This is a genomic window from Streptomyces sp. MNU76 (assembly GCF_020982545.1).
Lineage (GTDB): Bacteria > Actinomycetota > Actinomycetes > Streptomycetales > Streptomycetaceae > Streptomyces.
Genome location: NZ_JAJKLK010000001.1, coordinates 1,036,485 through 1,061,117, shown reverse-complemented (window position 1 = coordinate 1,061,117; position 24,633 = coordinate 1,036,485). Strand labels below are relative to the sequence as shown.

The window sequence follows — 24,633 nt, the reverse complement described above, 5'->3', positions numbered from 1 at the left end:
CACGAAAGACTCGTGCGGGTGGGGGCATGTCCTTCGAGACTCCACCGGGGTGGAGCGGAAGCCCGTCGGGCCGCGTTGACGATGTGGTTCAGGGTACCTGGCGGAACAATCAGGAACCCTGCGCAGGCATCAGGCCGCCCTCCCACCCGATCAAGTGCCCCGCGGCGACCAACTCGTCGATGTCGCCCGTCAGCGCGTCCCGGATATCGGCGCCGAGCCGCGCCCATCCGAAGAAGCGAGCGGTCTCTCGCAGCAGATCCTCACGGTGCACCCCCGGCCCTTCGTCGACCACGTTGCGGAGCACGAGTTGCCGTTCTGCCGCAGGAACTTCCGCCACTCGTCGTGCGCACCGCTCCGTCGGCGTGCGGGCGAACTCCGTCTCGCGGCCGGGCCTGTCATAGGCCGTACCGACGTGGACGATCTTGCCCTGCTTGAGCAGACGGCGCAGCGCTCGGTCGATGCGGTCGCGGACCACCTGGCCGGCTCGTCCTAGGCCCCACGCGAGACGGACGCGGGTGTAGATCACTTCCTTTTCGACGGGCCCTTCCACCTCGACCACGCACTGCGCCACGTCCGCGACCACGTCGAGGGCATCGGGGTCCTGCAACTCCACGCCCCACCTACCCCGCTGGCTGCTCGACCTGTCGCGTACCTCTGCCAACAGGTCAGGGTCGACCTCTTGGTACGGACGGCTCCAAGGCGCAGGGCCGGCGTCGACGGTCACGAACTCCACTCGGGGGCCGCCGGACCATCGGCTGCTTCTACAGCCTCTTCGCCCACGTACCGCTTGAGGTGCTGCATGCTTTTGTCGACGCTGTCCGGCAGATCGCCTCCGTGGAAGGAGGCGATGACTTCCATGCGGCGCCGGGCCCGGGTCACGGCCACGTTGAGGCGTCGCCAGCCGCCCTCGCGGTTGATGGGGCCGAACGTCGACAGCAGCTTGCCGCAGTGGGCGGGGCCGTAGCCGATGGAGAGGATGATGACGTCGCGTTCGTCGCCCTGGACGGTTTCAAGGTTCTTGATGAAGAAACTTGTTCGGCGGTCACAAGATCTCGGAGCCGGCCAACAGCCAGGCGTGGAACAGCGAATGGGATCGGTCCGGACAGTCGCCAGACCCACGACCTCAGCATCCCTGCCAGCTGCAGAACCACAAGTAAGGGCAGACGAGTCGGGCTGTACGCCGGGTTCTGTCGCCCGGCTGCCTCGCGGCGGCCGGGGAGACGGCCATCCATCTAGGGCCGGCGTTGCCGCCGGCCTCGTGCGGTCTACCCGCGGACTCGGGCGGGCAGCCCTCGAACGTCCGCGCAGGACCGCTTTTCACGGCGGCCCCTCTTGACCTTGCTCCGGGTGGGGTTTACCTAGCTGCCCAGGTCACCCTGGGCACTGGTGGTCTCTTACACCACCGTTTCACCCTTACCGAGGACCGAGGTCCCCGGCGGTTTGTTTTCTGTGGCACTGTCCCGCGGGTCACCCCGGGTGGCCGTTAGCCACCACCCTGCCCTGTGGAGCCCGGACGTTCCTCGGGAAGCCCCCTAGGGGGACTCCACGCGGCCGTCCGCCCGGCTCGTCTGCCGTGTGGACCATGCTACCCGGCGGCCGCCACCCCTCGATGCCGGTGACGCCGACGACGCCGTCGCCAGGAACGAGCCCGCCAGGATCAGGGCGAACGACGACAGGATCGCCGGGGTCAGTTGCTCGTCCAGGAACACGGCTCCCGCCGCCACCGCCACCGCCGGGTTGACGTACGTGAAGACCGTCGCCCTCGTCGGGCCCACCTCTCGGATCAGTTCCAGGAAGGCCACGAAGGCCAACGCCGTGCAGATCACTCCCAGAGCCACGAGGGAGGTCAGGGCCGAGGTGGAGGGGAGTACCGACGGGCGGGTGACGGCCGCCGCGGGGGCGTAGACGATCGCCGACAGGAGCAGGACCGGGGCTATCAGTTGGAGTGTGGGGACCTGCTTCAGGTGGCGGGCCATGATCAAGGGGGCCGTCGCGTAGCCGATCACCGTGATCAGGACCTCGGCGAGGGAGAGGACGTTTCCGCCGGTGAGGTGGGGGATCGTGAGGACGCCTACGCCTCCCAGGCCCAGCGCCAGGCCCGTCATGCGGCGGGCTCCCAGGCGTTCCGTGTCGCCGAAGAAGCGGGCCAGGAGCACGCTCACGATCGGGACGCCCGCGATCAGGAGGCCGGCCGTGGAGCTGGAGAGGTGGCGTTCGGCGTCGGTCAGGGTCCACCACGGGCCGATGACCTCGATCACGGCGAACGCGAGCATCGGGCGCCAGTGCTGTCGGACCACGCGGGTCAGGTTCCCCTGGCGGATCGCGAAGGGGAGCAGGAGGGCCGCACCCAGGGCACAGCGTACGAAGACGACCATGGACGGGGAGACCTCGTCCACAGCCACTTTGATCATCAGGTAGGGGATGCCCCAGAGGACTCCCATCAGGGAGAAGAGGAACCAGCCGCGTGCAGTCATGGGGGAAGTTTCGGGCAGGTCAGCGGCGTCGGTCTTGAACGCTGTTGCGGTACGCCGCCGGGGTCACTCCCAGCACCTTCCTGAACCAGCGCGTCATGTGCGCCTGGTCCGCGAAGCCCACCTGGACCGCCGCTTCCGCCGGGCGGGCGCCCGCCTCCAGCAGAGCACGGGCCCGCGCCACCCGGTGCTGGGCCAGCCACGCGTACGGCGGCATGCCCATCGTCGTACGGAAGGCGCGGAGGAGTTGGTAGCGGGAGAGGCCCAGGTCGGTGGCGAGTTCGGCGAGGGAGGGGGGAGCCGCCAGCTCATCGGCGAGGCGGTCGCGTACGGCGAGGGAGATCGTGTCGGCGCCGGGGAGCCTGTCGGAGGTGAGGCGGGAGGTCGAGTGGCGGCGGGCCAGGGCCGTGAGCAGCCAGGGCAGGCGGGACTCGGACTCCAGCGGGTCGGGGCAGGTGCTCAGCTCGGCGTGGGCATTGCTCAGGGCGGCGGCGAGCTCGGGGTCGTGGAGGAGGGGTCGCGGAAGTGCGGGGTGCCGCCGAGGATGCCGTCGGTGAGCAGGGCGGGGCCGGGTAGAGGGCGCGGTAGGCGTAGGTGCCGTAGGCCGACTCTCCGGTGTGGACCTCGCCCGGGGCCAGGACGACGATCGAGCCCTCCCCCACCGTCAGGGCGCCGCCCCGGTAGTCGATGCACGAGGCGCCCCGGACACAGATGCCGATGCTGAATTCCTCGTGGGTGTGCGGGGCGTAGCGGTGGCGGTCGAAGCGGGCGGTCAGGAGGTCCAGGGGGTGGTCGGGACGGCCGAGGGTGGTGCGGGTCCATCGGGTCTCACCACGTGTGCTCACCTCTGCCCCCGCTCCACTCCGCGTCGCCCCGCCGCTCCGGTCCTTCAGGCTACGCCCGGCGGGGCAGGAGGGGCGGGGCAGAGGAGTCAGCGGACGTCAGAGGAAGTCAGAGGAAGTCCGAGGTCTCCAGGTCGAAGGCGAACGGTTCGGGGAGGGTGAGCGGCTTGCCGAAGGGGACGGTGCAGCGTTGGCGGTAGTCGTCGTCTCGGGGGTCGCTGAGGAGTGTCGCCTGGGAGGAGTCCCGGTCGATGAGGAGGTAGAGGGGGATGCGGCCACGGGCGTAGCACCGGCGCTTGACCTCACGGTCGGCCTCGGGCCTGGTGGAGGTCACCTCCAGCACCATGGATACGCCCTGGCTGGGCATCCAGGAGGGCGCGCCGCGGTACAGCCGTAGTGCCTGGGCGGCGAATGTGCCGTCCGGGATCACGTGGTCATGCGGGCATCCGTTCGCCCGCCCCAGTTTCATCCCCTTGTTGCCGGAGAACTGCATGTCGGTGCGCGATCGCTTGATGACCTGGCTCAGGACCAGGCCGACGCAGTCCTCGTGGTCCCCGTCCGACGGTGCGGCCACCATGATCTCTCCCTCGATCAGTTCCGCCCGGAAACCGTCCGGGGTCCCCAGCGCGAAGAAGCCCTCCAGCAGAACGTCCTCATCCACGAACGTCTTGAGCGCCTTCTGCGCCTCGTGCGACTTGGGCGCCTTGAGCGGCTTGCGGGTCACTGCGGTCATGTCATGCCCCTCCGGCTTCGTCGCTCGCCAGAATGGGACCTCGGACGGGCGGCCGGTCGCGAGATCGGGCCCGTTCCCTCGATCGTGGCACATGATCCCGGTCACTGTCCGTCGCCGGGCCCGACGCTTGACCCTGCCGCAGCGTCAACGTTTCTACTGGTCGTATGCGGATCGGAGAACTCGCCGCGGCCGTCGGGGTCACCCCGCGTGCCGTGCGGCACTACCACCATCTCGGGCTGTTGCCGGAGCCGGAGCGGCGGGCCAACGGGTATCGGGACTACACCCTGCGGCACGCGGTCGTGCTCGCGCGGATCCGGCGGCTGACGGAGCTGGGGCTCGGGCTGGCCGAGGTGCGGGACGTGCTCGCGGACGACGCCGGGCGTGAACTCGTCGAGGTGCTCGGCGAGTTGGACGAGGATCTGGCGCGACAGGAGGAGGAGATCCGGGAGCGGCGGGGGCGGTTGCGCGTGCTGATGGAGGACGCGCGTGCCGGGCGGTTGCCGACCGAGGGGCCCGTTTCACCTGAACTCGCCTCTCTCTTCGGGAAGTTCGGGCCCGCGCCACACTCTCCGATGGCCGCCAAGGACCGGGAGGTGTTCGCCCTCCTGGAGACGACCGCCACTCCCGAGGTTCGCGCGGAGCTGCTCGCCTCGCTGGAGAGCATGATGTCGGCCCCGGGCGCGGTGGAGCGGGTGCACGAGGCGTACGCGCTGCTCGACGCGCTCGCCGACGCCGAGCCCGACGACCCCCGGGTCGCTGCGGCCGCGCACGTACTGGCCTACCTCGTCCCGCCGGAGATGGTCCCGCAGGACACCGGTATCGGCCTCGACGACAGCGGGGACAGCGGCGGCAACGGGACCGGCACCGCCACCGGCAGCTTTCTGCGTGCCTTCTACGCCGACTTCGCACCGGCCCAGGCGGAGGCCATCCGCCGCACGCTCCGGATACTGAGGGAGGACCGCCCATGAGGACGATCGAGAGGAAGTTCGAGAGGGCGTACAGGGTCGCGCGCTCTCTCGTGCGTCATGAACTCCTGCTTCTGGCCAGCCTGTTGCGCTGGGTGGCGCGGCGGCCGCACGGGGTCGGAGGAGGGCGCGCGGGCCTTCGGGTACGCGCGGGGGCAGGGGGCCATGATGTTCGGGTTCGGCTTCGTGTGTGTCGTCGAGACCGTGACCGTGTCCGTCCTGCTGCGGGACTTTCCGCTCGTGCACACCGCCTTCCTCGTCCTCGACCTCTATACGATCCTCATCGTCGCCGGGCTGCACGCCGCCTCCGTCACCCGCCCGCACGTCCTCACCGACACGACCCTGCGGCTGCGTCGCTTCGCCACCGTGGATCTGCGTGTCCCGCTGAGCGCCATCGCCTCCGTCCGCCGTGAGTTGCGTACGACGCACGAGAAGCAGGACGGCGAGCTCACCATGGAGGTCGGGTCGCAGACGACCGTCACCATCGAACTGGTCGAACCCGTGGCCTACTTGACGTTCTTCGGCCGCCGGAGGGAAGCGCGTCTGGTGCGCTTCCACGCCGACGATTCCGATCACCTCGTAAGCCGGATCATGGATGCGCGGCTCGCGCCGGACTCTTGGCTTTCCTGAGCCCCGCCCCCCACCCCGTACGCTGTCGCGGAGCCCCGAGAACGTTGCGGAGCCCCGAGAACAAGGAGTACCCGTGCTCGTCCTGCTGCCCCCGTCCGAAGGCAAGGCACCCTCCTCGGGTGGCGCTCCCCTGAAGCTGGAGGGGCTTTCACTGCCCGCGCTCACCGGGGCGCGGGAGGCGGTCGTCGGTGAGCTGGTGGAGTTGTGCTCCAGCGACGAGGACAAGGCACGTGAGGTGCTCGGGCTGAGCGAGGGGCTGCGCGGGGAGGTCGCCAAGAACGCGGAGCTGCTGACGGCGGGGACGCGGCCGGCCGGGCAGATCTACACGGGCGTGCTGTACGACGCCCTCGGCCTGGCCACCCTGGAGACCGCCGCGAAGCAACGGGCGGCGCGTTCGCTGCTGGTCTTCTCGGGGCTGTGGGGCGCGGTCCGGGTGACGGACCGGATCCCCTCCTATCGCTGCTCGATGGGCGTGAAGCTGCCCGGCCTCGGAGCGCTCGGCACGCACTGGCGTACGCCGATGGCGACGGCGCTGCCCGAGGCCGCCGGCGACGGGCTCGTCCTCGACCTGCGGTCCTCGGCGTACACGGCCGCGTGGAAGCCGAAGGGCGACGTGGCCGGGCGGACCGCGACCGTGCGCGTGCTGCACGCACCCACGCGCAAGGTGGTCAGCCACTTCAACAAGGCGACCAAGGGCCGCATCGTACGGAGCCTGCTGTCCGCCGGGATCGCCCCCGAGGGCCCGGCGGAGCTGGTGGAGGCGCTGCGGGACCTCGGGTACGTGGTGGAGGTGGTGCCGCCGGCCGGGGCCGGGAAGGCGTGGATGTTGGATGTGCTGGTGGACGAGGTTCACTGAGGCCTCACCCTCGACATCGTTGCAGTATGCGCAATGGTCGTTGTGCATGCTGTTCCTCACCGGCAGGATGACGGCATGTCCTCATCGCCGTCCCCATCCCCGTTCCCGTTCCCGTCCTCGCGCGTCTCCGTCCTCGACCTGGCGCCCGTCCTGCCCGTGGTCGTAGTCGACGACCCCGCCGACGCGGTGCCGCTCGCGCGGGCGCTGGTCGCGGGCGGGTTGCCCGCGATCGAGGTGACCCTGCGGACGCCGGGCGCGCTGGATGCCGTACGGGCGATCTCGGCGGAGGTTCCGGGGCGGTGGTGGGGGTGGGTACCGTCATCACGCCCACGCAGGTGAGCGAATCCGTCGCCGCGGGCGCGCGTTTCCTGGTCAGCCCGGGGTGGACGGACATGCTGCTGCGGGCGATGCGGGAGTCGGGGGTGCCGTTCCTGCCGGGGGTGTCGACCGCGTCGGAGGTCGTGGCGCTCCTGGAACGCGGGGTGCGGGAGATGAAGTTCTTCCCGGCCGACGCGGCGGGCGGTACGGCCTACCTGAAGTCGCTCGCCGGGCCGCTGCCGCAGGCGCGCTTCTGTCCGACCGGCGGGGTCGGGCCGGTCAACGCGCCGGAGTACCTCGCCCTCCCCAACGTCGGCTGTGTGGGCGGCACTTGGATGCTGCCGGCCGACGCCGTGGCCGCCCGGGACTGGGCGCGGATCGAGGGGCTGGCGCGGGAGGCGGCGGGGCTCCGGGGCCGCTCGCCCGCCGCGAATCCTTCAGCGCAGATGTGACGTGTCGTTGAGGAGGCGGAGGGAGGCGTTGCCGTCGGCGTAGTACGCCAGGGCCGACAGGGACGCCGCCGAGAGTTCCATGCGGAACAGGGACTCCGGGGGTGCGCCGAGAGCCAGACGTACGAGGGTCTTGATCGGGGTGACGTGCGTGACGAGCAGGACCGTACGGCCCCGGTGTGCGGCGACCAGGTCATCCCTGGTGGCGGCCACGCGCTGGGCGACGGCCTCGAAGCTCTCGCCGCCGCCGGTGGGTTCGGCGTCCGGGGAGGCCAGCCAGGCGTTCATGTCGTCCGGGTAGCGCTCGCGCACCTCGCCGAAGCTCAGGCCCTCCCACGCGCCGAAGTCCGTCTCACGCAGCCCGTCCTCGACGGTGATCCGCAGTCCCAGCCGGGCGGCGACGATCGCCGCCGTCTCCCGGCAGCGGGCCAGCGGCGACGACACGACCTCCTGGATGGTGCCGCGGGCGGCGAGGGCCGCGGCGACCCGCTCGGCCTGGTACCGGCCGACCTCGGAGAGGGACGGGTCCGAACCACCGCTCCCCGAGAACCGCTTCTGGGGAGTGAGGGGCGTCTCGCCGTGGCGCAGCAGCACAAAGGTGGCGGGGGTGCCGAGATCAGGGGCGACGGAGGCGACGTTCCTGGCGGCGCGGAGGTCGGCGGCGGTCTTGGCGGCCTCGGCGGCCTGTGGGCCGGCGGCGGTCCGGGCGGCCCTTGGGTCGGCGGGGGTCTGAGCGGCGCGTGGAGCGGCGCCTGAATCGGCGACGGGCTCGGCGGCACGCAGGTCGGCTGCGGGTGCGGATGCGGGCGCGGCAGCGCTGCCGGTAGCGCCACCGCTGCCGCTGGCTGCACTGCCGCCAGCGCCAGTGCCAGCGCCGGAGGCCGCGCGGGTGCCAGCGGCGGCGCTGCTGCGAGCGCCAGTGCCGGAGGCCGCGCTGTTGCCGGCACCGCTGCCGGAAGCGGCGCTGGTGCGAGCGGCGGCGCTGGTGCCGGCACCGCTGCCAGAGACGGCACTGCTGCCGATACCGGCCCTGGCCGCGCCCGCGTTCCTGTCCGCCGCCCCGCCCCGGCTCTCCGCCAGTGCCGCCCTCGCCCTCGCCGCGCCCGCCGTCGCGTCCCCGGGCGGGCCCGATGGCTCAGGGGCGGCTGCCGCGGACCGGGCCGCGCGTGTGTCCAGGTCCGCCGTGGACGCGGCGGCCGACCATTGTTCGCCCCGCTTGCCCGCGTCCATCGCCTCGTTGGCCAGGCGGTCTGCGTGCTTGTTCTGCTCGCGCGGGATCCACTCGTACGTCACGCGGCCGGGCGGGAGGACCCGACCGGCCTCGGCGGCCAGCGGCTTCATGTCAGGGTGCTTGATCTTCCAGCGGCCCGACATCTGCTCGACGACGAGCTTGGAGTCCATCCGGACCCGGACGGCGGCCGCCGGGTCCAGCTCGTACGCCGCCTTCAGGCCTGCGATGAGCCCGCGGTACTCGGCGACGTTGTTCGTGGCCACCCCGATGTACTCGGCGGCCTCCACCAGCGTCTCGCCCGTCACCGCGTCGAGGACGACCGAGCCGTAGCCCGCGGGCCCCGGGTTGCCCCGGGAACCGCCGTCCGCCTCGACGATGAACTCCCGCATGCCGAAAGCCCTTTGCCGCTCCTGTGCCGCTCCCGGTCCTAGAGGCCCGACTCGGACGTACGGACCAGGATGCGCCCGCAGTTCTCGCAGCGGACGACCGTGTCGGCGGCGGCCTTGCGGACGTCGTTGAAGTCGGTGATCGACAGCTCCTGGCGGCAGCCCTGGCAGGTGCGCTGGTACAGCTTGGCCGCGCCGATGCCGCCCTGCTGGTCGCGCAGCTTGTCGTAGAGCTTGAGGAGGTCCGCGGGGACGGACGCCGCGATGACCTCGCGTTCCTTCGTCACCGTCGCCACCTCCCCGTCGATCTCCTCGAACGCGGCGTCCCGACGGGCGGTCGCGTCGTCGACCTTCCCCTGCACGGCACCGACCCGCTCGGTCAGCTCGGCGACCCGCTCCTGCACGGACTCCCGGCGCTCCATGACCTCCAGGACGATGTCCTCCAGGTCACCCTGCCGCTTGGCGAGCGAGGCGATCTCCCGCTGCAGGTTCTCCAGGTCCTTCGGGGAGGTGATCGCGCCCGAGTCCAGGCGCTGCTGGTCGCGGGCGGCGCGCTGGCGCACCTGGTCCACGTCCTGCTCGGCCTTGGTCTGCTCGCGGGCGGTGTCGCTCTCCTCGGTCTGCGCGGCCACGAGCAGGTCGCGCAGCTGGGTGTGGTCCTTCGTCAGCGACTCGATCTCGGCGTGCTCGGGCAGCGACCGGCGCTTGTGCGCGAGCTGCTGGAGGCGTACGTCCAGGGCCTGGACGTCGAGGAGGCGGATCTGGTCGGCGGGCGCGGCGTTCAGTTGGGGGCTCCCAGTGTTTCGGTGGCGGTGGAGGACGCCGCGTGGGCGGTCCAGGGGTCGGTGACCGTCTTGGAGACGTGGACGCGCAGGTCCCATCCCTCCCGGTCGGAGATCTCGTCGAGCTGGGCGGCGGCCAGCTCGCACCAGGGCCATTCGGTGGCCCAGTGCGCGGCATCGAGCAGCGCGAGAGGCGCGTGGGCGGCCTCCGTGGCACGGGCGACGGCCTCGGAGGCCGGGTGGTGGCGCAGGTCCGCGGTGAGGAAGGCGTCGACACCGGCGGCGCGTACGTCGTCGAAGAGGCTGTCGCCGGAGCCGCCGCTGACGGCGACCGTGCGGACGAGCGCCTCGGGGTCGCCGGCCACCCGGATGCCCTGCGCGGTGGCGGGCAGCCGCTCGGCGGCCCGCGCGGCCAGTTCCCGCACGGTCAACGGGTGGTCCAGCTCGCAGACCCGGCCGAGGCCGCGGCGCCCCGCGGGGTCGGCGGGGTCCGGTACGAGAGGGCGTACGACCCTGAGGTCCAGCGCGCCGGCGAGGGCGTCGCTGACGCCCGGGTCGGCGGTGTCGGCGTTGGTGTGGGCGACGTGCAGCGCGATGTCGTGCTTGATGAGGGTGTGCACGACGCGGCCCTTGAACGTGGAGGCCGCGACCGTCGTCGTACCGCGCAGATAGAGGGGGTGGTGGGTCACCAGCAGGTCGGCGCCCAGCTTCACCGCTTCCTCGACGATCTCCTGGACCGGGTCGACGGCGAACAGGACGCGGCCGATCTCCTGGTCGGGGCCGCCGCAGACCGTGCCGACCGCGTCCCACCCCTCGGCCCTCTCGGGCGGCCAGAGGGCGTCGAGCGCGGCGATGACTTCAGACAGACGGGGCACGCACAAAGGCTACCTGCACTCCTCCTCTCCCCGACCGGCCACGGGTCACTTGACCAGCCGCCCCTCGGCGAGCACATCCGTCGCCGTTCCCTCAGGCGAATCACCGGACGAGCACCCTTATGTGTGAAGGGGGCGCGGGTTGTCCCACGTCTGTGCGTACGAAAACTAGCTTCGTCACCGGAGGTGATCGAAAGATGACGGCCTGTACACCCCCCTCCCCCACCACGGGCCACGGTAACGACGTGGCACGGGAGAACGACGCGGCACGGGAGAACGACGCGCGGATCGTCGGCCAGGAGAGCGGAGAGCGGGCAGAGAGCGGCGGCGACAGCAGCGGAGGCCACGGCAGCGGCAGCGGCAGCGGGTACGACACCGGAGGCGGCAGCGGGTACGACACCGGAGGCGGCGGGCCGGGCGGCCACCGGTACGACCGCAGCGGCGGCGGCCCGCGGGGAGGCGGTGGGGGCGTCGAGCCAGCGCCGCCCGGTTGTGTGATCACCGCCGACGGGACGTACGCGGCGCGGCTCGCGCTCGACGGCGAGTCCTGGTTCCCCGAGCGCTGGACCCTCGACGGCCACGAGCCGTACGCCGTCCCCCTGCCGGCCAACCAGCCGGAGGAGCCCGGTACCGAGGTGCTCCCCCTCACCGACGGCCGGGTCCTCATCCACCGGGTGGCCGCCGATCTGCACCTGTTCTCGCTCCTCTATCCCACCGGACCCGGCACGGGGGAACTCCCACTCGGCGCGGTCGAATGCGCCGACCCGGCGACCCGGGTGCGGCTCCTGCCGCCCTCGCCGTGCGGGGAGCGTGCGTACGCCCTCGCCCTGGGCCGGAGTGCGACGGCCGTATGGCTGGTGGCAGGTGGAACGTTCGGCCCGGAGTTGCTGGCGCAGGTGCCGGGCCGGTGCTCGGGCGGCGTCTGGCTGGACGGGGCGGGCCGGTTGCTCGCCCTGGACCAGGAGTCGGGCGGTCGGACGAAGTCGGTGGTCGTCGATCTGGAGCAGGGCGGCGCGATCTCGCCGCTGTTGCAGATCGCGGACGACAGCGACGACCGGGTGCTGCTCGCCGATCCCGACAGCGGACTGCTCCTCATCCGCTCGGACGCGCCCTCCCCGGGTCAGCACCGGCTCGGCTGGGGGGTGTTGGGCAGCACGCTGCCGGTCCGTTTCCCGGAGTGCCTGCGGGTGCCGGAGGGCCATCGGATCACCCCCTTCGCCATCCAGCCGGGGCAGATCCTCACCCCCGAGAGCTGCGCGGTGGCGTTGCGCGTCGACGGCCCGCGCGGCAGCTGGGTCGGCGTCTGGCGCCCGGCCGCCCGCCGGATCCTCCATCTGCCCGCCCCCGAGGGCTGGCTGGCGGGGGCCGGGCTGTGGAGCCGGGAGGGCGTACTCCAACCCCGTACACGACAGGGGTGGTGCGGTGCGGGGTCGCCCGGGTGGGGGTGCCTTGGGGGAGGATCCGAGGAGGCCCGGGACGAGTCCCGGGAGGGGAGGGGTGCCGGCGTCCGGTCGCGGGTCGGCGGGCGCGGGGCCGTCGGGGCCCGGGCGTCGGGGCCGGAGGGACAGGGGCGGAGGGACAGGGGCGGAGAGGCGGGCACCGAAGCGTCGGGCACCGTGCCCCTCGATACGCGGGTCGATACGCGGGCGCGCGGTGAACAGTTGGGCGGCGCGCAGTCGGCCGGTGCGGAGCCGTCCGTGCCTGTCGTCGCCCGGCCCGTGCCGTTGCAGCAGGCGCCGTTGGAGGGGCGAGTGCCCGAGGAGGTGACCGTCGGGTGAAGGTCATGTGGGGGCAGCGCGCCAAGTGGACGCGACGCGGGCGACACGCGCTCGGGCGGCTTCGGGGCGAGCGGGGCCGCCCGTTAAAATCACCCGCCGGTAAGAAGATCATTCGACGGGGAACACTTCCAATGAGCGACGTGCACACAACCCAGCCGCCCACTGCCGACCCCCACGAGGCGGAAGGCCATGGCAGGCACCGGGGCCAGATCTCGGCCCACGAGGCCGAGAAGGCGAGCCCTCGCGGACGCCACCGCAAGCCGGCCGAACACACGGAGACGACGACGTCCGCCTGAACGGCGACGGCTCCCTCCTGGTCACCTCCGGAGAAACGTCAATTCGGCACCGGAACCGACCATCACGATGGCACCGGCCCCGCCCGTCACCCACGGGCGGGGTCAGTCCTTTTGCTTTCCGCGCCTCTACGGGGCCCAGGTGCGTGGCACTACGGGGCCCCCGGTCCGTGCCGCAGCCCCAGCACCTCCGCCGCCGCGAACATCTCGCCCTCCGGCCGGGCCATGTAGTACGGCGTCAGCAGGCCGTCCAGCTCGTCGTACGTGAACGCGTCCTGCTTGGTGTCGAACTTGGCCTGGACGCGCGGGCGTTCGACGATCGCCACCATGCCGCCGTGGACGACGAGCAGTTGGCCGTTCACCTGCGCGGCGGCCGGCGAGGCGAGGTAGCCCACGAGGGGGGCGACGTGTTCGGGGGCGAGTGGGTCGAGGCCGGTGTCGGTGCCGCCGGGCGCCCCCGGCAGGCCCGCGAAGACATCCTCGGTCATCCGGGTGCGGGCGCGCGGGCAGATGACGTTCGCGGTGACGCCGTACTTGGCGAGCGCGAGTGCCGTGGAGGTGGTCAGCCCGACGATGCCGCCCTTCGCGGCGGCGTAGTTGGGCTGCCCGGCCGACCCGGCGAGGAACGCCTCGGAGGAGGTGTTCACCACCCGCCCGTAGACCCGTCCCCCGCCCTCGCCCGACTTCGCCCGTGCCCGCCAGTGGGCGGAGGCGAACCGGATCGTGTTGAAGTGGCCCTTGAGATGCACCCGGACGACCGAGTCCCACTCGTCCTCGGACATCGAGAAGACCATCCGGTCGCGCAGGATGCCCGCGTTGTTGACGAGGATGTCGAGTCTGCCGAACTCGGCGATCGCCAACTCGACCAGCTCTCGGGCCTGTTCGTGGTCGGAGACGTCACCGATGTGCGCCACCGCCTGACCGCCGGCCGCGCGGATCGACGCCGCGACCTCCTCGGCGGGCCCGGTGGACACCTCACCGGAACCGTCCCGTCCCGGGCGGCCGTAGTCGTTGACGACCACGGCCGCGCCCAGGCGGGCCAGTTCCAGCGCCTCGGCCCGGCCGAGTCCACGCCCCGCGCCGGTGACGATCGCGGACAGTCCTTCCAGGGGCAGTGCCACTGCCGAGTCCCTTCCGCCGAAGCCGATTCACTCGCGAGCCGGGGCATGCGCCGGGCCGATCGAAGTCCCGTTGCCCGACTCCGCGACCGACCCGCCACACTCCGGAACCGTCACATCCCTGACTCCGGGACCTTCAGATGCCGGTCTCCGCAACCGTCACATCTCCGTCTCCGGAACCTTCAGATGCCGGTCTCCACAACCGTCAGATCTCGATACAGGTGCGGAGCGCCACGCCCGTCCGCATCTGGTCCAGCGCCTCGTTGATGTCGGAGAGGGGCACCCGGTGGGTGATCAGCCCCGCGAGGTCGATGCGGCCGGCGCGCCAGAGGGCGATGGCCCGCTCGTACGAGCGCAGGACGTCTCCGCCGCCGTACATGGAGGGCAGGATCCGCTTCTCGTCGAAGAACAGCTCGAACATGCTGAGCTGGAGGAAGTCGTCCAGCGCGCCCGCGCCCACCACGACGAGGGTGCCGCCGCGCCGGGTGGCCTCGTACGCCGTGCGGGCGGTGGCCGAACGTCCGACGACCTCGAAGACGTAGTCGAAGCCCTCGCCGCCCGTGACGGACTGCTTGGTGTCGGCCAGCTCGTCCGGCGAGATCGCCTTGGTGGCCCCGAACCTGAGCGCCGCCTCACGTCGTGGGGCCACGGGGTCGACGGCGACGATCTCGGCCGCGCCCTTGAGCCGGGCACCCTGGATCGCCGAGATGCCGACGCCGCCGCAACCGATGACCGCGACCGACGAACCGGCCTCCACGTCAGCGGTGTTGAGGGCGGCACCGAGCCCGGTGGTGACGCCACAGCCGATGAGGGCGGCGATGTCGAAGGGCACGTCGTCCGGTATCGGCACGGCGCAGCCCGCGTCGACCACGACCTCCTCCGCGAACGTGCCGGTGCCCGCGAAGCCGAAGACGTCCCCGGCGGGCCGCTTGAAGTTGGGCGTGCCGGCGTTGAGGAATCCGGCGAGGCAGAGGTGGGTCTGGCCGCGCTTGCAGGCAGGACAGGTGCCGCAGGCCGGGAGCCAGCACACGACGACGCGGTCGCCGGGCTTCAAGTGGCTCACGCCTTCCCCGACTTCGACTATCTCGCCGGCACCCTCGTGCCCGGGGACGAACGGTCCGGGCTGCGGCAGCACCCCGGCCATGGCGGACAGGTCGGAGTGGCACAGCCCGGTGGCCCGCACCCGGATCCTCACCCTGCCCGGCCCGAAACCCACCGCCTCGACGTCGTCGAGCACGTCCAGTTTGTCCTGGCCGATCTCGTGCAGTACGGCTGCGCGCATGGTGCAGCTCCCCTCGGAAATATCAGAAGTACCCGTGATCCGCTGATGCGCCGCTCATGCGTGGTAGGCCGTCTCGACGAGCGTGTCCGCGAGGACCGGGGCGTCGTCCCGCTCGACGGCGGTCACCGTCACCCGCACCGCGTGGTCGTCCGGCTGCCACATCCGGATGCGGAGGGTCTCGCCCGGGAAGACGACGCCCGCGAAACGCGTCCCGTACGAGCGGACCCGGCCGACGTCCCCGCCGAGGACCGTGTCGACCACGGCCTTCAGGGTCATCCCGTAGGTGCACAGCCCGTGCAGGATCGGCCGGTCGAACCCGGCGCGCCCCGCGAACTCCGGGTCGGCGTGCAGCGGGTTCCAGTCCCCGGAGAGACGGTAGAGCAGCGCCTGGTCCTCGCGGACGGTGCGCTCCACCTCCTTGTCGGGTGCGGTCGTGGGCGGTTCCTGGCGGGCGGACGGGCCACGGTCGCCGCCCCAGCCGCCCTCTCCGCGGACGAAGATCTGCGCCTCGTTGACCCACAGCGGGCCCTCGGCGTCGGCGACCTCAGTCCGCATCACGAGGACGGCCGCCTTGCCCTTGTCGTACACCGCCGCCACGCGCGAGGTCGCCGTGGCCCGCCCCTCGACCGGGATCGGCCGTCGGAGTTCGACGCGCTGGCCGCCGTGCAGGACCTTGGCGAGGTCGACGTCGACACCGGGTGCGTTCAGGCCGCCGATCACGTCCGGTGAGCCGGCGCCCGCGACGGTCGCGAAGCTCGGCAGGACGTGCAACCGCGACTCCAGCGTGTAGCGCAGTTCGTCGGGGTCGGTCGCGGGGGTGCCGGCGCCGATCCCGAGGTGGTAGAGCAGGACGTCCTTCCGCTTCCACGCGATCTCGGCGGAACGGGGGGCTGCCGCGAGCGCCTTGGCTGCGTCGATGGGCATGGGGCTCCTGGGCGGTCCGGGGCGGGTGGCGTGGGCTGAGGAACCTCGGTACGACCGTCCGCACCAGCGGCCGCACCGAGGTCGTCACGGCCGACCCGGAACCCGCCCACCTAGGGCGTGTTTCGGAAGTCCCTTGGTCGCCCGAAGGGCGGCTCTGCGGCGTCCGGTGCGTGCTCTCGGCGCGCCGGACGAAAGGCCTCGTACTGGGTGTACTTGGCCTTTCGTCCGGTGCGGCGAGAGTGCGTGCCGGGCGTCGCAGAGCAGAAGGGACTTCCGGAACACGCCCTAGAACGCGTTCCAGTCCGGCGACCCTCTGTATAGCCCAGCCTCGTGCACATGTGAAGCCTCCTGACAGTACGTCAGATCCGGACATCGAGGAGGGAGGGACAGCGGGTCACCGGGCCGGCCGCTCGCTGCGCCACTTCCACCGACTGGCACTCGGCCCCACCGGCGCCCGCGCCACGAACCAGCTCGCCCGCCGCCCGACAATCCACCCCCTACGACCCGCCCTCCCTGACGGCACGTCACTTTCCCATGGGCAGGTCAAGCTTTCGTTAGTCACTCGAAACAACGGAATAGTTGCCCAGGCACACGAGGTTCAGGTGGCGTACACCCTCGCCCGGCCAGGAGGCCCCGCTCCATGACACAGCCGCACACACCGCCGACCCCCGAGGCCCTCACCACACACGCCGGCCGAGCGATCGTCCCGGTGCTGGCCTTCGCGGGAATCGTGGTCGCGGTGATGCAGACCCTGCTGGTCCCGGTGATCAAGGATCTCCCGCAGCTGCTGGACACCTCGCCCGGCAACGCGACCTGGGTCCTGACCTCGACCCTCCTCTCCGGTGCCGTGGCCACGCCGATCATGGGCCGTCTCGGCGACCTCTACGGCAAGCGCCGGATGCTGATCGTCAGCCTGGCCGTGATGGTGGTCGGGGCGCTGCTCAGCGGTTTCACCAGCGCGCTCGTGCCGATGATCGTCGGCCGTGCCTTGCAGGGCTTCGCCATGGGCGCGATCCCGCTGGGCATCGGGCTGATGCGCGACGAGCTCCCCCGCGAACGCCTCGGCTCCGCCATGGCCCTGATGAGCTCGTCCATCGGTGTCGGCGGCGGGCTCGCGCTGCCGCTGGCCGCCGCGGTCGCCCAGAACACCGACTGGCACGTCCTCTTCTTCGGCGCCGCCGGCCTCGGTCTGCTCTCCATCGTCCTCACCCTGATCGCCGTACCGGAGACCAGGACGCGCGCGGCGGGCACCTTCGACCACCTCGGCGCCCTCGGCCTCTCCCTCGGTCTGGTCCTCTTCCTCCTGCCGATCACCAAGGGCAGCGACTGGGGCTGGACCTCCGCGACGACGCTCGGGATGTTCGCCGCGTCGGCCGTGGTCCTGCTGCTCTGGGGTGTCCTGGAGCTGCGTGTCGCCGCGCCGCTGGTGGATCTGCGGACCACCGTCCGCCGTGAGGTCCTGCTCACCAACCTCGCCTCGATCATGGTCGGTGTCTCCTTCTTCGTCGTCTCCCTGGTCCTGCCGCAGCTCCTCCAGCTGCCCTCTGCCACCGGTTACGGGCTCGGGCAGTCGATGATCGTCGCGGGTCTGTGCGTGGCCCCGCTCGGGCTGACGATGATGTTCACGGCGCCGGTCTACGCCCGGATCTCTGCCAGGTACGGACCCAAGAGCACCCTCATCCTGGGCCTGCTGATCATCGCGGTCGGCTACGGGGCCGGGCTCGGCCTGATGAGCGCCGCGTGGCAGACCGTGGTGGTGTCGGTGGTGCTGGGCGCGGGCATCGGGCTCGCCTACTCCTCGCTCCCGGCGCTGATCGTCGGAGCGGTCCATCCGTCCGAGACGGGGGCGGCCAACGGACTCAACACGCTCATGCGCTCCATCGGTACGTCCGTGTCGAGCGCCGTCGTCGGCATGGTGCTGGCGAACACCGCGAACGAGGTGGGTGGGGTCGCGGTCCCCACGATGCACGGCTTCCGCGTGTCCTTCCTCATCGCCACGGCCGCGGTCGGGGTCGGGCTGGTGCTTGCCCTGTTCCTTCCGGGCCGCCGCCCCGCGCTGACGCTTCGGGCGAGCGGGGATGTCGACGAGACCGGGGCGGGCGACGTGGTCGCCGGGGAGGGCCGGGTGGTGGTCGCCTCCCGATAGGCATCCATGGGGCCGGGCATTCGGCTGCGGGTCCGGTGGGGGCTTCTCGCGCAGTTCCCCGCGCCCCTAAAAGACCAGGCCCCTGCGGGCCTGACAAGCACGGGGCGCAGCCCCTGCTTTCAGGGGCGCGGGGAACTGCGCGAGAAGCCCCACCGGGCCCGCAGCCGAACACCCGGCCTCACCCCGCCTCACCCGGAGCGCACCGCATGGCAGCATGGGGCGCCCCCGCTCGTACGACCAGCACACGGAGGACCCATGTCCGCGGCACCGCATCCGCACCCGGCCCCGCCGGCACCCGCGCCCGCGCCCGCGCCGGAGGTTCTCGGCGCCTTCGAGGGGGCGAAGGGGTTCATGCCGGTGGCGGAAGGGCTCGCGCTGTACGCCGCGGCCGTCGAGGCGGGCCGGCTGGGGCTGCCGCTGCTGGAGGTGGGGACGTACTGCGGCCGGTCCACGATCCTGCTGGCCGACGCCGCACGTGAGACCGGGGTCACCGCGGTCACGGTCGACCACCACCGGGGCAGTGAGGAGCAGCAGCCGGGCTGGGAGTACCACGACGAGTCCACCGTCGACCCCGAGGTGGGCCGCATGGACACGCTCCCCACCTTCCGCCGCACCCTCCACCGCGCGGGCCTGGAGGACCACGTCGTCGCGGTCGTCGGCCGTTCCCCGCAGGTCGCCGCGTTCTGGGGCACCCCCCTGGCCTTCGTGTTCATCGACGGCGGCCACACCGACGAGCACGCCACCGCCGACTACGAGGGCTGGGCCCCGCACATCGCCCCGGGCGGCCTCCTCGTCATCCACGACGTCTTCCCCGACCCCGAGGACGAGTTCACCGGCCAGGCCCCGTACCGCGTCTACCTGCGCGCCCTGGCCTCCGGCGCGTTCACCGAGGTCTCGGCCACGGACTCCCTGCGGGTGCTGCGCCGGACGGGCACCGGCATCTGAGCCGCGGTGCCGGGCCCCGCAACGCCACGTCCGTACCGTCCCGGGCCCCGCTACGCCACGTCTATGCCGTAGTCCTGCACCAGTTCCTCCAGACCGCCCCCGTACCCCTTGCCGCCCACGACGAAGTCCCAGTCGCCGTTGGCGCGGCGGCGGAACGAGCCGAGGGTCAGAGCCGTTTCGGCGGCGCGGCCGTCGGAGACGTCCAGGCGGCCCTGTTCGGCGCGGGAGGGGTCCAGGAGGCGGATGCCGGCGTCGGTGAAGCCGGAGAGGTCGGCGTCGGGGTTCGCGGCCGGGTCGATCGCGGCGACCAGGACCAGACGGTCGGCCGTCGCGGGCAGCGCGTCGAAGGAGACCTGGATCGCGGCCTTGTCGGGGGCGGTCGGCGGGACGGCACGGACCGTGCCGTCGGGGGTGCGGAGGTTGTTGTAGAAGACGAAGTGGTCGTCGCTCAGGACGCGGTTGCCGTGGCAGACGAGCGCGCAGACGTCCAACGCGACGCCGCCCGTCCAGTACATGCCGAGCACGCTGTAGTCCCCGGGCGGAGCGTCCGGGGCGGGGCCCGTGTCCGGCGAGGTCCGCTGGGCGGGCAGCCTGGGGTCCGTCGTGGGCAGCACCACCGTCGGATCGGCCGTCGGCAGCACCACGGTGGGGTCGGCCGAGGGCATCACCACCGTGGCGTCGGCCGAGGGCATCACCACGGTGGCGTCGGTCGACGACACCGGCGTGGGGCGCTCACCGGGGCCCAGGCGCCCCCGCAGCCCGTGCCGGTGCAGCAGGTCGACGAGTTCGCGGCCCGAGATCAGCTCCAGCGGCTTGCCGTTGGCGAAGGTGTGGGAGCCGGGGCCGAACTTGGACGTGGTCACCAGGACGCCCTTGTTGGCGCCGGCGTCCTGGACCGTGCCGTAGAGGTCACGGACGGCGCTCGGCGGGACGGTGTTGCGGTAGCGCTTGACCTGGACGACGATCTTGCCGCCGCGGATCGGGGTCGGGTCGAGGGCGTCGACGTCCACCCCGCCGTCGCCCGAGCGCTGGGTGGTGACGGCCTGCATCCCCATGGCCCGGAACAGCTCCGCGACCAGCGCCTCGAAGGCGAGGGGGTCCATCTCCAGGAGGTCCGGCTCGTCCTCGCCGCCGTGGACGACGACGCCGTCGCCCACGTCGTCGGGCCGGCGTCCGGGGCGGACGGCGGTGCGCTGGTCCGGTCGCGCGGACAGCTGGCCCCTGAGGCCGTCCGTCAGACAGTCGACGGCGCTCACCTGTTCCAGGTGCAGGTCGGCGAAGACCGGCCGGGGCACCGTGACGGTCACCAGGAAGAGCTCGGCGCGGCGCCCGGTCGCCGGGTCGTGGTCGTCCACGAACCCGTTCAGGACGACCGACTCCAGCGCGCCGAACTCGTCGGCGGCGAACAGGTCGTGCAGCACCAGGAGGGTGCACTGGGCGAGGACGTCGCGGTAGAGGGCCCGCCGCTGGGTGACCGGGCGCGGGCGCTCCTTGTCCTGGTCGACGCTCGGCATGTAGACGACGCTCTTCGTCTCGGGGACGACGTCGTACCTGGGCAGTTCCCAGTCCAGGACCAGTTGCCGTGCCGCCGGGTCGTAGGCGGCGCGGACTCCGCGGGGAAAGCCCTCGGGCCAGGCGGACGAGGCGTAGAGGGCGGCGGAGAAGTAGTCGACGGCGGCTTCCGGGTCACCGTCGCGCAGTGCGCTCGCCATCTGGGCGAGCCCGGCGTTGTGCCGCCGGATCTCCGTCCGCTGTCCCTCTGCCCACTGCTCGTACTGCCGCTGGTACTGCGCCAGTTGGTGCTGCCTCTGGGCCTCGGCGGCCTGGGCCGCGTGCCAGTCGTGCTCGAACCGGGCACGCGCCTCGGCCTGCGCCTGGGCGCGCCGCTGGGCGGACCAACCGCCCTGTGCCTGGTAGTGGTTGGGGTCCGGCATGGGGACGGGCTGCCCGAGCGGCCCCGGGGAGAACGGCTCCAGGCGTTCGGAACGGGTGAGGGAGGCGGCCCTGAACGCCGGAGCCCGGCAGCCCGCGACCAACAGCCCTTCCAACGCCCTTACCCAGGTGTCCAGTTCCTCCGTACGCCGCCGCGCCTCCGCCTCGCGCTGCTGCCGGTACGCCACCTGCTGCTCGCGCTGGCTGCGGGCCACCTCCCGCTGGTACGCGCGTTGTCGCCGCTCGTACTCGCGCTGCTGCCGGGCCCGCTCCTCCGACTGACGCTGCTGCTGGCGTTGTGCCTCGGCCCAGATGCCGGCCAACCCGTTGGAGCGACGACTCATGCGCTACAGGCCCTCCCACCGGGGCCCCCGACCGCACGACCGGGCCCCGCCCCCACAACCAGACGTAACCGCACGACTTTATCCCGCGACGGGGCGTCCGCCTACCGGTACCGCTACTGCTCTCGCTGGTCAGCCGCTCGTCGGTCATAGGGCCTGCCGGGGGGCCTGCCCGCAGGACGGCTTCCGCCCTCCTAACCCATGTACCGGACCAGCAGATAGACGGCGGCTGCCACGACGACCACCACCGCGGCGACCGCCGCGCGGTACGCCCGGGTGGGGAGGGGCGGGGCGGCGCGGGCGGCGGGTGGCCTGGCGCGGTGCGTGGCGCCGCCGGCAGGGCTGCCGGAGATCAGGGGCGGGTAGGGGCCGACGATCGGTGCCACGGGCGGCTGCCAGTCCGCATCCTCGCCGGTGCCGGACGCCCTTGGCTGGAGCCGGCCCGTGGCCAGACGGCGCCAGCGGTTGCCGGAGGAGTCGGTGAACTCGACGGAGCCGAGCAGGGGCGAGGGCGGTGAACCGGTGGCCGAGGTCATCGGGAGGCCGACGGTGAGCCGGCCGCCGGCCGGAAGGATCTCCCGGCCGTCGAGGCGTACGCCGTCGTAGTGGACGGCGACCTGGACGAACGGCTGGTTGCTGGTGTTGACCGCTTCGAGGTGCCACCGCGCGTACCCGTCCGCGAGCACCGAGCGGCTGCTGCCCATGGCGACGTGCAGCAGCGACGACTGGATCAGCTTCTCCCGCTGGTCCGCCTCGCGTTCCCGGTCCTCGATGCGGCGCTCCCGCTCGGCCAGCCGGGCGGCCTGACGGACGTTGTGACGGTGCCCGGCGATGCTGACGACAAGCGCCGAAGCCCCCACCACGGCCCCGAGGACCGCGATCACCACCTCGATCATCCCCGTACTCTGACCTGCCGACGGCCGACGGGTCCAGCCGGCGCCGCCGAGCCCGGCGCGATGCCGCCAGGGGTGGCCCGCCCGTGCGCCACCCGACCCGTAAGGTGGCAGGCGTGTCGTACGTAGGCCCGGACTTCGATCCGCCCCAGCCCCGCCGTTCCGTCCTTCGCCGTCCGCTGACCGTGGCGGTGGCCGCGGTCGTGGTCGGGGCGGTGGCCGGGTGGGGGTCTGGCAGGTCACCGGGGCTCCGGAGGCGGGGACGGCGGGTCGGACAGCGCGAAGGTGCCGCAGACGCGGTCGGCGACCACTCCCCCGGCGAGCGGCGATCCCACCGCGTCCGCCGACTCCGGCAACGGCGACGGGGGCAAGGAGGGCGACGACGCCGAGAAGGCGAGCCCCTCCGGTTCCGGTTCCGCCTCCGCGCCGGCCGCGACGGGGCCCCTGAAGGGCAAGGTCGTCGTCATCGACCCGGGGCACAACCCCGGCAACTTCCAGCACACCGCCGAGATCAACCGCAAGGTGGACATCGGGACGCACGCGAAGGAGTGCGACACGACGGGGACGACCACCAACGACGGTTACCCGGAGGCCGAGTTCACGCTGGACGTCTCCCGTCGGCTGCGCACGCTCCTCCAGCAGCAGGGCGCCACGGTGAAGTTCACGCAGGACGACGACCGCGCCTGGGGTCCGTGCATCGACGAGCGGGCGCGGATCGGCAACGAGGCGAAGGCGGACGCGGTGGTGTCGATCCACGCGGACGGCTCCGGGTCCGGCAACCGCGGCTTCCACGTCATCCTGCCGGGCTCGGTGGACGAGGGCGCCGCGGACACCCGGCCCATCGTCGCCCCGTCACGCGATCTCGGCGAGCGCGTCGCGGGCCACTTCGTCCGCGCGACCGGCAGCGCCCCCTCCAACTACGTCGGCGACGGCACCGGCCTCGTCACCCGCACCGACCTCGGCGGCCTCAACCTCTCCACGGTCCCGAAGGTGTTCATCGAGTGCGGCAACATGCGCGACAGCAAGGACGCGTCCCTGCTCACCAGCGGCGCCTGGCGACAGAAGGCGGCCCGGGGAATCTCGGACGGCATCACGGGCTTCCTGAAAAATTGAACAACTTTCCTTTTCGGGAAAACAGATGGGACTGCGGACGTCGAGCGGAAGTACCACGGAATGACCTGCGCGCGGTCTCAATCTGTCAACGGTTCCCGCCGAGTTCATCGAGTGCGCGGGGATACGCGATATCCATGACGGGGCGCCGCTGACCAGCGGTGCCTGGCGGACAGGAAGCACGCGGGGGAACCTCTGAGGGAATCGTGAGTTTTCTGCGCGGGTAGGGGGCGGGTCGTGATCGTCGCGGTCATCCCGGCGGACACCCACGTCGGTCGGACGATAAGGTCGTCCCTACGATGAGGGGCCACCCCCGCGCTTCCCACCACGGCCTGACGGCGACATGGTGACGGCGACGCCTCCACCGATGACGAGACGACTGACGAAGGACCTGAAGTGAATATCCGCTCCCTCACCAGAGGCGACGGCGTCGTGATCGGAGCAGCGGTATTGCTGTTCATCGCGTCGTTCCTCGACACGTTCGACGGCTCCGGCGACGACATCCCCAATGCCTGGGACAACCTCGGCTTGGTGATGAGCATGTACGTGGGCGGCATCATCGGCGCGGTGTTGATCGTCATCGCCCGTGCGCTGCCGCAGCCGCCCAAGGTCGTCGGTCTCGACCTGGGCCAGTTCGGGGTGGCCCTGACGATCTTCGCCGCGTGGACCTCGTTCTGGTCGATCATCGACCCGCTGGGCGCGATGGAGGAGTTCTTCGGCAGCTTCGGCGGCTCGGAGCCCGAGTCCGGCGCCGGTCTCATCCTCGGTCTGATCGCCGCGCTGCTCCTGGCCGCCGCCGCCGTCGCCACCCCTCTCGTCCCCGCTCTCAAGGCCGCCCTGGTCGGTGCGCCGCGGCCGGCCGCCCCGCAGCCGTACGGCGCGCAGCCGCCCGGTGGTTACGGGTACCCGGGCGCCGGTGCGCCGGGTCCCTTCGGTGCCGGTCAGCCGCAGCCCGGGCAGCCGGGTCCGGGTGCGCCGTTCGGTGGCGCTCCGCAGCAGCAGGCGGCGGCGCCGCAGCCGCCGGCCAACGACTTCTCGCCGTTCTGGTTCGCGGTGCCGGTGGCCCGTCCGCTGTTCGCGGAGGACGGTTCGCAGTCGACGATCGCCGAACTGGCGCCGGGCACCTGGTACTTGGCGGTCGAGCAGCGCGGCCCCAACCTGGTCGCCCAGACGCAGGACGGCCGTCGCGGTGTCCTGCAGGACACCAGCGGCATCCAGCGCGGCTGACGCCGAGCGCCTCACCGCACAGCCGTACAGCGGCCCCTCGCTCTTCCGGGCGGGGGGCCGTTGCCGTACAGTCGCCTCCCGCTCCGTACAGCTGACGCACCGTCAGGAG

Annotated in this window: 19 protein-coding genes, 1 other RNA gene and 4 pseudogenes; 10 read left to right on the top strand and 14 right to left on the bottom strand. The window is 72.1% G+C overall.

Features of this window, described 5'->3' with window-relative positions:
• Positions 1-109: 109 nt before the first annotated feature.
• The 6 genes and pseudogenes from E4N62_RS04620 to E4N62_RS04595 form a co-directional block, all read right to left on the bottom strand.
• Positions 110-724: a DUF3320 domain-containing protein gene (locus E4N62_RS04620; protein WP_230212032.1), complete on the bottom strand. Its 615-nt coding sequence runs from the start codon at positions 722-724 to the stop codon at positions 110-112.
• Entirely contained in the window at positions 721-1,119 is a 399-nt protein-coding gene (locus tag E4N62_RS04615) for an AAA domain-containing protein (protein WP_230212031.1), read from the bottom strand. Before E4N62_RS04615 ends, E4N62_RS04620 begins: the two co-directional genes overlap by 4 nt.
• A 41-nt stretch (positions 1,120-1,160) precedes the next feature.
• Positions 1,161-1,567, bottom strand: an RNA gene (rnpB, locus tag E4N62_RS04610) — RNase P RNA component class A.
• Positions 1,568-1,694: 127 nt separating this feature from the next.
• Positions 1,695-2,411, bottom strand: a pseudogene (locus E4N62_RS49255) (DMT family transporter); the annotation flags it as partial.
• An 82-nt stretch (positions 2,412-2,493) separates the two neighbouring features.
• Positions 2,494-3,316 (bottom strand): annotated as a pseudogene (locus tag E4N62_RS04600) (helix-turn-helix domain-containing protein).
• Positions 3,317-3,422: 106 nt separating this feature from the next.
• Complete coding sequence (locus E4N62_RS04595; RefSeq protein ID WP_230212029.1) at positions 3,423-4,046, bottom strand: Uma2 family endonuclease; 624 nt, start codon at positions 4,044-4,046, stop codon at positions 3,423-3,425.
• A 164-nt stretch (positions 4,047-4,210) separates the two neighbouring features.
• Here E4N62_RS04595 and E4N62_RS04590 point away from each other — a divergent pair, with 164 nt between their 5' ends.
• The 4 genes and pseudogenes from E4N62_RS04590 (at position 4,211) to eda (ending at position 7,267) form a co-directional block, all read left to right on the top strand.
• Positions 4,211-5,014 carry a MerR family transcriptional regulator gene (locus E4N62_RS04590; RefSeq protein WP_230212028.1) on the top strand — a complete coding sequence of 268 codons (804 nt, stop codon included), beginning with the start codon at positions 4,211-4,213 and terminating at the stop codon, positions 5,012-5,014.
• Positions 5,011-5,641 (top strand): annotated as a pseudogene (locus tag E4N62_RS04585) (hypothetical protein). The gene E4N62_RS04590 and the pseudogene E4N62_RS04585 overlap by 4 nt, the downstream one beginning before the upstream one ends.
• A 73-nt stretch (positions 5,642-5,714) precedes the next feature.
• Complete coding sequence (yaaA, locus tag E4N62_RS04580) at positions 5,715-6,497, top strand: peroxide stress protein YaaA (protein ID WP_230212027.1); 783 nt, start codon at positions 5,715-5,717, stop codon at positions 6,495-6,497.
• Positions 6,498-6,572: 75 nt separating this feature from the next.
• A pseudogene (gene eda / locus E4N62_RS04575) lies at positions 6,573-7,267 on the top strand (bifunctional 4-hydroxy-2-oxoglutarate aldolase/2-dehydro-3-deoxy-phosphogluconate aldolase).
• Here the strand turns inward: eda and E4N62_RS04570 are convergent.
• From E4N62_RS04570 to E4N62_RS04560, 3 genes are read right to left on the bottom strand one after another with little or no spacing between them, the layout of a single operon-like run.
• A complete protein-coding gene (locus E4N62_RS04570) occupies positions 7,253-8,884 on the bottom strand; it encodes a bifunctional RNase H/acid phosphatase (protein ID WP_230212026.1) in 1,632 nt (543 codons plus the stop codon). The pseudogene eda and the gene E4N62_RS04570 overlap by 15 nt on opposite strands.
• A gap of 38 nt (positions 8,885-8,922) precedes the next feature.
• Positions 8,923-9,666: a zinc ribbon domain-containing protein gene (locus E4N62_RS04565; RefSeq protein WP_184898592.1), complete on the bottom strand. Its 744-nt coding sequence runs from the start codon at positions 9,664-9,666 to the stop codon at positions 8,923-8,925.
• Positions 9,663-10,538: a Nif3-like dinuclear metal center hexameric protein gene (locus tag E4N62_RS04560; protein WP_230212025.1), complete on the bottom strand. Its 876-nt coding sequence runs from the start codon at positions 10,536-10,538 to the stop codon at positions 9,663-9,665. The genes E4N62_RS04565 and E4N62_RS04560 overlap by 4 nt, the downstream gene beginning before the upstream one ends.
• Positions 10,539-10,780: 242 nt before the next feature.
• Between E4N62_RS04560 and E4N62_RS48530 the strand changes: the two genes are divergently transcribed.
• Together E4N62_RS48530 and E4N62_RS04550 are read left to right on the top strand one after the other, a co-directional pair.
• The gene (locus tag E4N62_RS48530; RefSeq protein WP_374116926.1) at positions 10,781-12,313 is read left to right on the top strand and encodes a hypothetical protein; all 1,533 of its coding nucleotides are present in this window, start codon (positions 10,781-10,783) and stop codon (positions 12,311-12,313) included.
• Between the two features lie 131 nt (positions 12,314-12,444).
• The gene (locus E4N62_RS04550) at positions 12,445-12,609 is read left to right on the top strand and encodes a hypothetical protein (RefSeq protein WP_230212024.1); all 165 of its coding nucleotides are present in this window, start codon (positions 12,445-12,447) and stop codon (positions 12,607-12,609) included.
• Positions 12,610-12,758: 149 nt separating this feature from the next.
• Here E4N62_RS04550 and E4N62_RS04545 read toward each other — a convergent pair whose 3' ends face one another.
• From E4N62_RS04545 to E4N62_RS04535, 3 genes are all read right to left on the bottom strand, one after another.
• Positions 12,759-13,727 (bottom strand): 3-oxoacyl-ACP reductase, encoded by a 969-nt coding sequence (locus tag E4N62_RS04545; protein WP_230212023.1) that lies wholly within the window; start codon positions 13,725-13,727, stop codon positions 12,759-12,761.
• 202 nt (positions 13,728-13,929) lie between these two features.
• Positions 13,930-15,006: a Zn-dependent alcohol dehydrogenase gene (locus E4N62_RS04540; protein WP_230212022.1), complete on the bottom strand. Its 1,077-nt coding sequence runs from the start codon at positions 15,004-15,006 to the stop codon at positions 13,930-13,932.
• 54 nt (positions 15,007-15,060) lie between these two features.
• A complete protein-coding gene (locus E4N62_RS04535; RefSeq protein WP_230212021.1) occupies positions 15,061-15,930 on the bottom strand; it encodes a MaoC/PaaZ C-terminal domain-containing protein in 870 nt (289 codons plus the stop codon).
• A gap of 640 nt (positions 15,931-16,570) precedes the next feature.
• Here E4N62_RS04535 and E4N62_RS04530 point away from each other — a divergent pair.
• Together E4N62_RS04530 and E4N62_RS04525 are read left to right on the top strand one after the other, a co-directional pair.
• The gene (locus E4N62_RS04530; protein WP_230212020.1) at positions 16,571-18,076 is read left to right on the top strand and encodes an MFS transporter; all 1,506 of its coding nucleotides are present in this window, start codon (positions 16,571-16,573) and stop codon (positions 18,074-18,076) included.
• A gap of 255 nt (positions 18,077-18,331) precedes the next feature.
• Positions 18,332-19,021 (top strand): class I SAM-dependent methyltransferase, encoded by a 690-nt coding sequence (locus E4N62_RS04525; protein ID WP_230212019.1) that lies wholly within the window; start codon positions 18,332-18,334, stop codon positions 19,019-19,021.
• Positions 19,022-19,071: 50 nt separating this feature from the next.
• Here the strand turns inward: E4N62_RS04525 and E4N62_RS04520 are convergent, their stop codons facing one another.
• Together E4N62_RS04520 and E4N62_RS04515 are read right to left on the bottom strand one after the other, a co-directional pair.
• Positions 19,072-21,297: a restriction endonuclease gene (locus E4N62_RS04520; RefSeq protein ID WP_230212018.1), complete on the bottom strand. Its 2,226-nt coding sequence runs from the start codon at positions 21,295-21,297 to the stop codon at positions 19,072-19,074.
• 191 nt (positions 21,298-21,488) lie between these two features.
• Positions 21,489-22,190, bottom strand: a complete 702-nt coding sequence (locus E4N62_RS04515; protein ID WP_230212017.1) for a hypothetical protein — start codon at positions 22,188-22,190, stop codon at positions 21,489-21,491.
• 282 nt (positions 22,191-22,472) lie between these two features.
• Between E4N62_RS04515 and E4N62_RS04510 the strand changes: the two genes are divergently transcribed.
• Both E4N62_RS04510 and E4N62_RS04500 read left to right on the top strand, forming a co-directional pair.
• Positions 22,473-23,300: an N-acetylmuramoyl-L-alanine amidase gene (locus E4N62_RS04510; RefSeq protein WP_374116925.1), complete on the top strand. Its 828-nt coding sequence runs from the start codon at positions 22,473-22,475 to the stop codon at positions 23,298-23,300.
• A 393-nt stretch (positions 23,301-23,693) separates the two neighbouring features.
• The gene (locus E4N62_RS04500) at positions 23,694-24,524 is read left to right on the top strand and encodes a DUF5336 domain-containing protein (RefSeq protein ID WP_230212016.1); all 831 of its coding nucleotides are present in this window, start codon (positions 23,694-23,696) and stop codon (positions 24,522-24,524) included.
• Positions 24,525-24,633: the final 109 nt, after the last annotated feature.